Source organism: Kosakonia sp. SOY2, assembly GCF_027109175.1.
Lineage (GTDB): Bacteria > Pseudomonadota > Gammaproteobacteria > Enterobacterales > Enterobacteriaceae > Kosakonia.
This window is the reverse complement of sequence record NZ_JAPVXH010000002.1, coordinates 608,947-620,800: the sequence shown is the minus strand read 5'-3', so window position 1 is coordinate 620,800 and position 11,854 is coordinate 608,947. Positions and strand designations below refer to the sequence as shown.

General features: G+C 56.2%; 12 protein-coding genes. 9 read left to right on the top strand and 3 right to left on the bottom strand.

Annotated elements, in window-relative coordinates; all coding sequences use genetic code 11:
* Window positions 1-45 precede the first annotated feature (45 nt).
* The 4 genes from O3S68_RS15900 to O3S68_RS15885 all read left to right on the top strand — a co-directional run bounded on the left by O3S68_RS15900 (window position 46) and on the right by O3S68_RS15885 (window position 4,222).
* Window positions 46-1,416 carry a sucrose-specific PTS transporter subunit IIBC gene (locus O3S68_RS15900; protein ID WP_269231910.1) on the top strand — a complete coding sequence of 457 codons (1,371 nt, stop codon included), beginning with the start codon at window positions 46-48 and terminating at the stop codon, window positions 1,414-1,416.
* Entirely contained in the window at window positions 1,416-2,825 is a 1,410-nt protein-coding gene (locus O3S68_RS15895) for a sucrose-6-phosphate hydrolase (protein WP_269231909.1), read from the top strand. The genes O3S68_RS15900 and O3S68_RS15895 overlap by 1 nt, the downstream gene beginning before the upstream one ends.
* Window positions 2,826-2,854: 29 nt before the next feature.
* Window positions 2,855-3,868, top strand: coding sequence for a substrate-binding domain-containing protein (locus tag O3S68_RS15890; protein WP_020454892.1), 1,014 nt, complete (start codon window positions 2,855-2,857; stop codon window positions 3,866-3,868).
* A gap of 201 nt (window positions 3,869-4,069) precedes the next feature.
* On the top strand, window positions 4,070-4,222 hold the full coding sequence (locus tag O3S68_RS15885) for a hypothetical protein (protein ID WP_269231908.1): 153 nt from the start codon (window positions 4,070-4,072) through the stop codon (window positions 4,220-4,222).
* On the opposite strand, the gene O3S68_RS15880 is transcribed toward O3S68_RS15885, so the two are convergent.
* The gene (locus O3S68_RS15880; protein ID WP_269231907.1) at window positions 4,212-5,483 is read right to left on the bottom strand and encodes a lipase family protein; all 1,272 of its coding nucleotides are present in this window, start codon (window positions 5,481-5,483) and stop codon (window positions 4,212-4,214) included. The two genes, O3S68_RS15885 and O3S68_RS15880, sit on opposite strands and share 11 nt — an antisense overlap.
* Window positions 5,484-5,636: 153 nt before the next feature.
* Between O3S68_RS15880 and O3S68_RS15875 the strand changes: the two genes are divergently transcribed.
* The 5 genes from O3S68_RS15875 to tcp all read left to right on the top strand — a co-directional run bounded on the left by O3S68_RS15875 (window position 5,637) and on the right by tcp (window position 10,394).
* Complete coding sequence (locus O3S68_RS15875) at window positions 5,637-5,948, top strand: ArsR/SmtB family transcription factor (RefSeq protein ID WP_045510887.1); 312 nt, start codon at window positions 5,637-5,639, stop codon at window positions 5,946-5,948.
* 2 nt (window positions 5,949-5,950) lie between these two features.
* Entirely contained in the window at window positions 5,951-6,475 is a 525-nt protein-coding gene (locus O3S68_RS15870; RefSeq protein ID WP_269231906.1) for a rhodanese family protein, read from the top strand.
* An 82-nt stretch (window positions 6,476-6,557) separates the two neighbouring features.
* A complete protein-coding gene (locus O3S68_RS15865; protein ID WP_269231905.1) occupies window positions 6,558-7,100 on the top strand; it encodes an RNA 2'-phosphotransferase in 543 nt (180 codons plus the stop codon).
* A 75-nt stretch (window positions 7,101-7,175) separates the two neighbouring features.
* On the top strand, window positions 7,176-8,597 hold the full coding sequence (locus tag O3S68_RS15860) for a DNA cytosine methyltransferase (protein ID WP_269231904.1): 1,422 nt from the start codon (window positions 7,176-7,178) through the stop codon (window positions 8,595-8,597).
* A gap of 132 nt (window positions 8,598-8,729) precedes the next feature.
* Window positions 8,730-10,394, top strand: a complete 1,665-nt coding sequence (gene tcp, locus O3S68_RS15855) for a methyl-accepting chemotaxis citrate transducer (RefSeq protein WP_269231903.1) — start codon at window positions 8,730-8,732, stop codon at window positions 10,392-10,394.
* A gap of 102 nt (window positions 10,395-10,496) precedes the next feature.
* On the opposite strand, the gene O3S68_RS15850 is transcribed toward tcp, so the two are convergent.
* Together O3S68_RS15850 and O3S68_RS15845 are read right to left on the bottom strand one after the other, a co-directional pair.
* Window positions 10,497-11,378, bottom strand: coding sequence for a hypothetical protein (locus O3S68_RS15850; protein ID WP_269231902.1), 882 nt, complete (start codon window positions 11,376-11,378; stop codon window positions 10,497-10,499).
* A gap of 151 nt (window positions 11,379-11,529) precedes the next feature.
* The gene (locus O3S68_RS15845) at window positions 11,530-11,688 is read right to left on the bottom strand and encodes a YqaE/Pmp3 family membrane protein (protein ID WP_017459341.1); all 159 of its coding nucleotides are present in this window, start codon (window positions 11,686-11,688) and stop codon (window positions 11,530-11,532) included.
* Window positions 11,689-11,854: the final 166 nt, after the last annotated feature.

The window sequence follows — 11,854 nt, the reverse complement described above, 5'->3', positions numbered from 1 at the left end:
CTTTTTGCCGGTTAGTCCCACAAAAACGATAAAACAGAGGTTTTTATGGATTTTGCACAAATTTCCCGGTCGCTACTGCCGCTGCTGGGAGGCAAGGACAATATTGCCAGCGCCGCGCACTGCGCGACACGCCTGCGCCTGGTGCTGGTGGAAGACGCTAAAGCAGACACTGCCGCGATTGGCAAAGTTGACGGCGTAAAGGGGTGCTTTCGTAACGCTGGTCAGTTGCAGATTATCTTTGGCACAGGCGTAGTGAACAAAGTCTACGCCGCGTTTATTGCCGAAGCCGGGATCAGCGAAACCAGTAAATCGGAAGCGGCAGACATTGCCGCGCGTAAACTGAACCCGTTCCAGCGTATCGCCCGTTTGCTCTCCAACATTTTCGTGCCGATTATTCCGGCGATTGTCGCCTCCGGTCTGCTGATGGGCCTGCTGGGGATGGTGAAAACCTACGGCTGGGTCAACGCCGACAACGCGCTCTATATCATGCTCGACATGTTCAGCTCGGCGGCGTTTATCATTCTGCCGATCCTGATTGGCTTTACTGCCGCGCGCGAATTTGGCGGCAATCCGTACCTTGGCGCAACGCTGGGCGGCATTCTGACTCACCCGGCGCTGACTAACGCCTGGGGCGTGGCGGCTGGCTTCCACACCATGAACTTCTTCGGCATCGAAGTGGCGATGATCGGCTACCAGGGGACCGTCTTCCCGGTGCTGCTGGCGGTGTGGTTTATGAGCCTGCTGGAAAAACAGCTGCGCCGGGTGATCCCGGATGCGCTGGATCTGATCCTCACGCCGTTCCTGACGGTGATTATCTCCGGCTTTGTCGCGATGTTGATTATCGGCCCGGCGGGTCGCGCGCTCGGCGACGGCATCTCGTTTGTGCTCAGTACCCTTATCGCCCATGCCGGATGGCTGGCCGGTCTGCTGTTCGGCGGCTTGTATTCGGTGATTGTCATTACCGGTGTGCACCACAGCTTCCATGCCATTGAAGCCGGGCTGTTGGGGAATCCATCGATTGGCGTTAACTTCCTGCTGCCGATTTGGGCGATGGCAAACGTGGCGCAGGGCGGCGCGTGCCTGGCGGTATGGTTTAAAACCAAAGACGCGAAGATTAAAGCGATTACCCTGCCCTCGGCGTTCTCTGCCCTGCTCGGCATTACCGAGGCGGCAATTTTCGGTATCAACCTGCGCTTTGTAAAACCGTTTATCGCCGCACTGATTGGCGGCGCGGTTGGCGGCGCGTGGGTGGTGTCGGTGCATGTCTATATGACGGCGGTTGGCCTGACCGGCCTACCAGGGATGGCGATTGTGCAGGCCAGCTCGCTGCTGAATTATATTATCGGCATGGCTATCGCCTTTAGCGTCGCCTTTGTTATCTCTTACCTGCTGAAATACAAAACGGACTCTGAATAATGGCTTCACAACCGCTGCTACCCGCCATTTTACAGGCGGTGATGAAAGGTCTACCGAAGGCGCTGAATGACAGCCACTACCCCGGCTGGCACCTGGCGCCGGCCACCGGGTTACTCAACGATCCGAACGGGTTTATCCACTTTGCCGGGCGCTACCACCTGTTCTACCAGTGGAATGCGCTGGGCTGCCAGCACCAGCACAAGTGCTGGGGGCACTGGAGTTCAGAGGACTTAGTGCACTGGCAGCATGAACCTGTCGCGTTGATGCCTGATGAAGAGTACGACCGCAGCGGTTGTTATTCCGGCAGCGCCGTTGATAACAATGGCGTCCTGACGCTTTGTTATACCGGCAATGTGAAATTTGATGATGGCACGCGTACCGCGTGGCAATGCCTGGCGGTGCAAAACAGCGCGGGCGGCTTCGACAAGCTCGGCCCGGCGATCCCCCTGCCGCACGGCTACACCGGCCACGTTCGCGACCCGAAAGTGTGGCGCCACGGCGACTATTGGTACATGGTGCTGGGCGCGCAGGACCTGCAATTGCAGGGCAAAGTTTTACTCCTGCGTTCCGAAAACCTGTGGAACTGGCAAAACCTTGGCGAAATCGCCGGTAGCGGGATGGGTGGACTGGGTGACGCGGGCTATATGTGGGAGTGCCCGGACATGTTCACCCTTAACGGCAGTACGTTTTTAATCTGCTGTCCGCAGGGGATCGCGCGGGAAGAGAAGCGTTATCTCAACACTTACCCAAGCGCTTATTTAAGCGGTCAGCTCGACTACGCCAGTGCAAGCTACCAGCACGGCGACTTTCACGAACTGGACGCCGGGTTTGAGTTTTATGCTCCGCAAACCACGCTCAGCGCCGACGGGCGCCGCCTGCTGGTAGGCTGGATGGGCGTGCCGGACGGCGAAGAGATGCGCCAGCCGACCGTTGCCAACGGTTGGATCCACCAGATGACCTGCCTGCGTGAGCTGTCCTCACGCAACGGAAAACTCTATCAGCAACCGGTCAGGGAGTTGCAGGCACTGCGTGGTGATCAGCAACATTATTGCGGCACAGCGCACAAGATGCCCGCGCTGGATGCGCAGCGCCTGGAACTGGTGCTGGAAAGTGCGGGCGGCATAACGCTGGATTTCGCCGATACGCTGCGCCTCGAATGGCGGCACGATGAACTGCGTCTTTCACGTCGCAGTCTGGAGAACGGCGCGTGGCAGCACCGTTACTGGAACGGTTGCGCGCATAAGTTGCAGATCCTTTGTGACCACTCCAGCGTCGAAATCTTTATCAACGATGGCGAAGGGGTGATGAGCAGCCGCTACTTCCCGGCCCATCCGGCGCAAATAACTCTGACGGGAGACGCAGAAGTGCAGGCCAGCTACTGGTCGTTACGTGCTTGCATGGTAGAATAAGTGCTTGTTTCCTTAACCGATGCACAACCGTGAGAAAAACAAAACGCGTTACCATCAGTGATATCGCCGCGCTGGCGGGGGTCTCAAAAGCCACCGCCAGCCTGGTGCTGAACGGCCGTGGTAAAGAGCTGCGCGTGGCGCAGGAGACGCGCGATCGCGTGCAGGCTATCGCCCAGCAGCATCATTACCAGCCCAGCATTCACGCCCGCCTGCTGCGTGAAAACCGCAGCCACACGCTGGGGCTGGTGGTGCCGGAAATCACCAACTACGGTTTCGCTGTTTTTTCTCACGAGCTGGAAAATCTCTGCCGCGAAGCCGGTTTGCAGCTACTTATCTCCTGTACCGATGAAAACGCCAGCCAGGAAACGGTGGTGGTCAATAACCTGGTTGCGCGCCAGGTCGACGGGCTGATTGTCGCCTCCAGCATGCAAAACGACGCCGACTATGTGAAGCTCAGCGAGCAGTTGCCGGTGGTGCTGTTTGACCGCCATATCAATGACACACAGTTGCCGTTGGTGATCACCGATTCGCTGACGCCGACCGCCGAACTGGTCGAACGGCTGGCGCGCGCCAACCCGGATGAAGTCTACTTTCTTGGCGGGCAACCGCGCCTGTCGCCCACCAAAGACCGCCTTGCCGGATTTATGCAAGGGCTGGAGCGCGCCGGTGTGACTCCGCGCCCGGAGTGGATTATTCACGGTAATTACCATCCGAGCAGCGGTTACGAAATGTTCTCGGCCCTGTGCGCGAAACTGGGCCGCCCGCCAAAAGCGCTGTTCACCGCCGCCTGCGGCCTGCTGGAAGGGGTGCTGCGTTATATGAGCCAGCACCATATGCTGGAGAGCGATATTCATATCGCCAGCTTCGACGATCACTATTTATATGATTCGCTGACGCTACCGATTGATACGGTGGAGCAGAATGTCCCGCGCCTCGCGCAGGACTGCTTTGATATCATCACCCAGATGATAGAAGGCAATGAACCGGCTTCACCACAGCGCGTGCTGCCCGCAACGCTGCGCTTTCGCCACTCCACTTCATAAGAATCATCCCTCTCCTGTTTGCTCTATTTTTAATCATGCAGCCCTGCTGGCGGTTTAACACAAACAGGAGAGGATCATGAGCACATCACTCTTCAGCCTCCCGTCGCTGACGGTTATCGACAACCATAGCCTGCCGGTGCCTGACACCGATTTTTCCCTTTTACTTGCTGCCTTTCAGACGGATTAAAACAGGCGAGAACCATGAGTACATCACTCTTCAGCCTCCCGTCGCTGGCGGTTATCGACAACCGTAGCCTGCCGGTGCCTGACACCGATTTCTCCCTTTTACTTGCTGTCTTTCAGGCGGAGAGTGTATTGCTGCATTTCTGGTCTGCCCGGTACGCTACCGGTTAAACGGCACGCCCTTTAATGGCTGCTGCAATTCGCCAGGAGCCTGTAACGAACCACAACTGTTGGACTGCGGGGCGTTTTCCATCACGCCGCGTACAAATTTCAGTTCGTCATCGAAAGCGACGTTAACCACACCGTTATGCGTAATGCCGGGGTAGGTCTTCCACTCCACCGCATTGCCACCCGCGCAGAGCGCAGCGATAGCGGCGTACTGGTGATGCGGTGACAACGTGTGATCGGCAAGCCCGGTTGCGGTAAACAGCGGCGCAGGAAAGGTTTTCACCGGCATATCCGTTACCGCAAGCAAGGTTGACTCCACCTGTTTTGTGCCACCGATAAACACCGTGTCACCAGTCAGTTTTTCGTGGCGCTCATAGCGCCCCAGTTCCGGCATACAGGATGTTCTGGCGAGCGCCAGCATCTTCGCGCCTTGATCTGTCACCCATTTTTCCGCTGGCGGTGCGCCGTCCGGCAGCGAACCGCCAATGATGCGCAGCAGCGTAAAACGGGCAGGATCGCGCTGCCCTGGCCGCGCAGATCCCGCTTTGATCGGGCCATCCGGAAAAGTGGCGACCACACCGGTAGCAATGGTCGCGCGAAGCTGGAGTTCCGGCGCGTAATCCGGCGCGAGCAGGCTGGCGCCAAGCGATGCGCCGGAGCCTTGCGACTGACCGCTGATCACCAGGTTATTTGCCAGTTGCGGCGTGCTGCTGAGCACAGCGCGCACGCTGTCCAGCACCGAACGCCCTTCTGCTTCCCAGTTCATATATGGGTGCGGGCCTGGCCCGCCAAGGCCCTGGTAATCGGTGGCGACGACAGCAAAACCGTGCTTCAGCCACTGATTGATATAGTGCGCATCCCGCGGGGTCGGGTTAGTCCAGGAAGGCGCACAGCTATCGGCAACGCCCAGCGTACCGTGCGCCCAGGCGACAAGCGGCCAGCCGCCTTTTGGCGCGTGCCCTTTCGGCAACCACAGCGTACCGCTGACCGGCACGATGCCAGCATTCCAGCGTTTATCCTGCGAGGTATAAAGAATGCGCGCGATCTCGCTGGCATCAGGAATGTCAGGCTGACCGGGAATCGGCTCTTCACGCAGCATCACGCCGGGTTTATCGGGTAACGCGCCATCCCAGATATAAAACGGCGAAAGCGTTTGATCACCTGCCGCAGGCCCAACCGGCAGCGCGTTGCTCCAGGCGTTCGCGCCGTTGACCCACAGTGTAAGGGCGCAAATCGTACAGTTGAGATAGCGGCAAACTTTCACGTTTTTCTCCATAGATTGCGGGATGTTAGCCGTCAGTAAACGGAGTTGGCGGCCAGAATTCAAACCGAAAGTGTGAGCAATTTATTCATACAGGTTGCTTTCTCCACGCCACTTATTTTAGAGTTATCTAAATTTAGACAATACTAAAATAAAATGACCAGTCCGGATATCACCTTACTGCAAGCACAGGCAGAGAAAGCGTCTGCCCTGCTGAAAGCGATGAGTAACCCGCATCGTTTACTGATCCTCTGCATGTTGTGCGACGCGCCCGGCACATCCGCCGGGGAGCTAAGCGCGATTACAGGCCTTAGCCCTTCCGCCACGTCGCAGCATCTGGCACGGATGAAAGAGGAAGGGTTGATCGAAAGCCAGCGCCAGGCGCAGCGGGTGAACTACTTCATTAAAGCGCCTGCGATCCGCACGCTGGTTCATACGCTGAAAACCATTTATTGCCCGGAGATATAACCATGCAGTACACCCTCGTCAGCCCACAAGAAGCCAGCGCGCAGCAGCAAAACGGCGCGCTGATTGTTGATATTCGCCAGGCGGATGAATTTCGTCGTGAACATTTGCCGGACGCGGTTTCCCTGCCGCTGGACGACGTGCTTGCCGGGCAAACTGTTACGCCAATTTCGCCGGACCAAACGGTTATTTTCCATTGCCAGTCCGGCATGCGCACGCAACAAAACGCCGACGCATTAGTACGCGCCGCAGCGCCAGCTAAGGTGATGATCCTCGACGGCGGGCTCAATAACTGGAAGCGCGAAAAGCTGCCAACGGTGCAGGATAAACGTCAGCCGCGCCCGCTGATGCAGCAGGTGCAGATTGTGGCAGGCAGCCTGATCCTGCTCGGTGTAGTGCTTGGTTTTACGCTTCACCCTAATTTCTTTCTGCTGTCGGGTTTTGTCGGCGCGGGTTTGCTGTTTGCGGGTCTGAGCGGCTGGTGTGGCATGGCGCTGCTGCTGGCGAAAATGCCGTGGAACCGCAGTTAAGCAGGTTTGCGCTGCCAGAAGTGGGTAATTGCCCGCACAGAAAAGTCGCCAGATAATGGCGCTTTCAAACGGAGAGTCATTGATGGACAAAAAACAGAGTGAGATGAGTAAGTTTTTAAGCTACGTCTTACGCCATGAACCTCAGGCGATTGGGTTGACGCTGGATGCGGAAGGCTGGGCCAATATCGATGCGCTGATCGCCGGCGCAGCGCTGCAAGGTTATGCGTTTACCCACGAGCTGATCCGCCAGATTGTCGAGACCAGCGATAAAAAGCGCTTCACCTTATCTGCCGATGGTGTATCAATCCGCGCCGCGCAGGGGCATTCCACCGCGCAGGTCAATATTTCCTATCAACCGAAAGTGCCGCCAGAAACGCTTTATCACGGCACGGCTACCCGTTTCCTTGACGACATTCTGGCGCAGGGGCTTGAAGCAAAATCGCGCCAGTATGTGCACTTATCCGCCGATGAAGTCACAGCAACGGCAGTTGGCCAGCGCCATGGGAAACCGGTGGTGCTGCGGATTAACGCAGGCGAGATGCAGACGCAGGGCTTTGTTTTCTATCAAGCTGATAACGGCGTGTGGCTCACCGAATCAGTACCGCCTTCATTTATTACGCAGTAAAAATCCCCGCACCTGCCGATTATCCTCTGGGTCAAATGAGTGATATATTTCAGGGCCTAACCCCAAGGAGACGTCATGGCGGAATTTGATTCACTTGCGCAGGATCTGCTGGCGCAGGCAGATACTGACCAGCAGCGACAGCAGGAACGGGACCGGGTACTACTGGATCAGGTGCTGGAAATCTACGGCCAGAAATATGTGGCAGAGCAGTTAAAAAAAGCGGGTAAAGCCGAGTGGAGCCGCGAATCGCTCAACCGCTGGGTCAATGGCAAAGGCAATCCGAGAACGTTCACCGCCGCCGAAGAAGCGCAGCTTCGCAGCTTGCTGCCCTCCCCGCCCGCCCATCACCCGAACTATCGTTTTCGCTTTATCGATCTCTTTGCCGGTATCGGCGGTATTCGCAGCGGGTTTGAAGCCATTGGCGGACAGTGCGTGTTTACCAGTGAATGGAACAAAAACGCGGTGCGCACCTATAAAGCCAACTGGTACAACGATCACGCCACGCATACCTTCAATCAGGATATTCGCGAAGTGACGCTGAGCGGCAACCCGAACGTTTCCGAAGCCGACGCTTACGCGCATATCGCCGCAACGATCCCTGACCACGATGTTCTGCTCGCCGGATTTCCCTGCCAGCCCTTTAGCCTCGCGGGCGTGAGTAAAAAGAACGCCATGGGTCGCGCGCACGGGTTTGAGTGCGAAGCGCAGGGCACGCTGTTTTTCGATGTGGCGCGCATTATCAAAGCCCGTCGCCCGGCGATCTTCGTGCTGGAAAACGTTAAAAACTTAAAGAGCCACGACAAAGGCAAAACCTTCAGCGTGATCATGAATACGCTGGATGAGCTGGGCTATGACGTCGCTGACGCCGCGCTAAACGGCAAAGATGACCCGAAAATCATCGATGGCAAACACTTTTTACCTCAGCACCGCGAGCGCATTGTGCTGGTGGGTTTTCGCCGCGATTTAGATCTCGCCGACGGCTTTACCCTGCGCGATATTGACCGTTTTTATCCGGCAAAGCGGCCCGCGTTCGGTGAGTTACTGGAGCCAACCGTCGACAGCAAATATGTGTTGTCGCATAAGCTGTGGGATTACCTCTATCGCTACGCGAAAAAACACGCCGCGAAAGGCAATGGTTTTGGTTTCGGGCTGGTTGATCCAACCCGCGCGGATAGCGTGGCGCGCACGCTTTCGGCGCGTTATCACAAAGATGGTTCAGAAATTCTTATCGATCGCGGCTGGGATAAAGCGCTCGGCGAGGCCGATTTTGCCAACGCGGAAAACCAGGCGCGTCGCCCGCGACGCCTGACGCCACATGAGTGCGCGCGTTTGATGGGGTTTGAAAAAGTGGGCGAAAAACCGTTTCGCATTCCGGTTTCCGATACCCAAGCTTATCGCCAGTTTGGCAACTCGGTTGTCGTTCCCGTCTTCGCCGCCGTGGCAAAACTGCTGGAACCCCGTATTGCTCTCGCCGTAAAACGCCGCAAAAAAATCTAAAACATGTTCCCGGCGCGCAAGGCGCCGGCACTTATTTAAGTCTTATTTAAGTGTTTAAAAAGTGATCATAAAGTTAATGCTGGCCAGGTCGATATTAGTGGTGCAATCCCGACTCTCTCACGGACTATGGCCATGCTTAAAAATATACGGGTTATTACAGGCATCATTATTGCTCTTTCAGTATTTTGTCTTCTTCAACTGGTTACTGGGGGTCTTTTCTACTCTGCGGTCAATAACGACAGGGTCAACTTTCAGAACACTGGCGTTCTGAACGCGCAGCAAGAAAATCTTGGCGACAGCGTAAACACGCTTATCAAAACACGCGTTACCGTTACCCGCGTAGCAATCCGCTTTTTGAAAAACCAGCGCGATCCGGCGTCGCTGGCCAGCATTGAAAAGCTGCTCACTACGGCGGCAGATTCTCTGGGTAAGTCAGAAGGCTATTTCAACAACTATAAAAGCACACCGCGCGTTGCCGGTCAGGACGCTGCATTAGCCGACGAAGTGGCGCAGAACATCACCAAAATGCACGATGTGTTGCAGCAGTCGATCGCTTTCCTGCGCGCCAATAACTATGAAGCCTATGGCAACCTCGACGCGCAGCAAGCGCAGGATGATATGGATGCCAGCTACGCCAAATGGCGGGCGGAAAACAATACCTTCCTGCAAGCCGCCGCCCAACAAAACCAGAGCAGTTTTACCAGCATGCAGTGGACGCTCGGCGTGATTTTGTTGGTGGTAATTGCGGTAATGACCGTTATCTGGCTCGGTTTGCAGCACTTGCTTCTGCGCCCGCTGCACAGCGTGATGGGGCATATTCGCGCTATCGCCGGGGGCGATTTGACGATGAGCATTTCGGCCGAAGGGCGCAACGAAATGAGCCAGCTCGCCGCCGGCTTACATGAAATGCAAACGTCGCTGGTGAAAACCGTCAGCGCGGTGCGTAACAGCTCCGATTCGATTTACACCGGCGCCAGCGAAATCTCCACCGGCAACAACGATCTCTCGTCGCGTACCGAGCAACAAGCCGCCTCGCTGGAAGAGACCGCCGCCAGCATGGAACAGTTAACGGCCACGGTGAAACAGAACACCGATAACGCCCGTCAGGCATCGCATCTGGCGAAAAATGCCTCCGATACCGCCGCGCGCGGTGGCGAAGTGGTGAATAACGTGGTGCGCACGATGAGCGAAATTTCCGACAGCTCGCAGCAAATCGCCCATATCACCAGCGTGATTGACGGCATCGCCTTCCAGACCAATATTCTCGCGCTCAACGCTGCGGTAGAAGCGGCGCGTGCCGGTGAACAGGGCCGTGGTTTTGCGGTGGTGGCAGGCGAAGTCCGTACGCTGGCAAGCCGCAGTGCGCAGGCGGCTAAAGAGATCAAAACCCTGATCGATAACTCGGTGAACCGGGTGAACTCGGGTACCACGCAGGTTGCTGAAGCGGGCGATACGATGAAAGAGATCGTCAACGCTGTTACGCGCGTGACGGATATCATGGGCGAAATCGCCTCCGCCTCTGAAGAACAGAGCAAGGGAATTGAGCAGGTGAGCCTCGCGGTATCGCAGATGGACAGCGTAACTCAGCAGAACGCCGCGCTGGTACAGGAATCTGCTGCCGCTTCCGCCGCGCTGGAGCAGCAAGCCGAGCAGTTGCGTCAGGCGGTTGCCGTGTTCCGTGTTAACGGACACAACCCACTCCTGAGTGCAAAACCGGGCAAACCGCAAGCCACGCCGCTGCGCCCGGTCGCTACCGCATCGCCTTCAAGTAGTGACAACAACTGGGAAACGTTCTGATACCCGCAAAAAGCCAGCGCGATATGCTTCGCACTGGCTTTTCTTCCTTTCACGATGATGTTTTTAAGCCGGATGGCGCTGCAACGCAGTAGCGGTTACTGGCTACTGCTTGCCCGCCTCTTGTGCTGCATCGCTCTGTTTTGCCGTCTGCAAAAAGACCGCAAACTGCTGCCATTGCTGCTGTAGCGCGCTGATGTGGTTTTTCTCGATATCACGCATAAACGGCAGCGTTCCGCTACTGTCCACTGACTGATTAAACTGCGTGAACCAGCTATCGCTGTCAGTACCGCTGGCGGTGATACTCAGCATTTGATTGCGTACCGTCTGGGAGGCATGAGTGCCCGCACTCAGTTGATCAATCGCCTGCTGATGTTGCCTGGCTTGTGTCGTATTGCCCAGGCTTTGCGCCAGATTCGACGCCTGCGTCAGCACCACGCGGTTAATCTGATCGGCCTGATCGGCTTTATCAGCAATAAAACCAGCGACAAACGCGCTGGCCTGTTGCTGATAATCAGCAGAGATGTACTTTGACACCACCTCATTCAGCTTCGCCTGGGTCATCGACAGATCCATCGCGCTGGTAGTGTAATCACCGCTCGCTTGCGGTGAGACCAGCGCCTGATGCAGCGCGGCGGCCATGTCATCAGGGTTAACGGTTGAGTGCTGGAAAAAGTCGATAAATTTCACCGCGTCGCCCGCGCTTTGCGGATCGGAATAGAATTCGCTGGCGAGGCTTGGCCCACGGGCATAAGTGGCCATGTTGGCATTGCGAACCACCGCCATTGCCTGAGCCCTCTTTTCCGCTTCTTCTTTGGTTGGCGGCGTGTGCCCTTCCATGCCCTTCGCCAGCGCTTCTGCTGAAATGTTGACGGAAATCGAGCGCTCCGTGACGATCTCTTTTCCGGCAAACGTGATGGTTTTTGGCTGACGTACTTCGGGCAACGCCTGTAACGCGACAGCCGAACCGACATCCTGAATGCTCATATCTTCTCCATAGAATTAACGTTCATCAGTCGGTTATCGTCTGCGTCGTATCGCTTCTTTACTTTTTTGCGCAAAATTCACGCAAAACCACCATAAATTGGGGTGTTATCAGGTGAGTTTTAATAATGGGCGGAGACCCGCCCGACAGGGGTTAATTGCGGGTTTGCACCCAAAACGCGTGGATAAGGCCAGGGAAATAGCCCAGCAGTGTAAGCAGGATGTTAATGATAAATGCCCATCCAAAGCCTTTGCCAAGCAGCACGCCCAGCGGCGGCAGAATAATGGTAAATACAACTCGCCAGAAACCCATATAAACCTCCTGTGCAACGTCATTCCAGCTGATTGAAAAAAAAGACAATCCCTTAAAGATTAGCCACTTTGACTGTACCTGCCACTTTCACTGGCCGTGTTTACCCTCTTTTACGCTGTACCCAGGCAGACGTTCAGGCTATGTTTATCTTCACAAACTCATTACA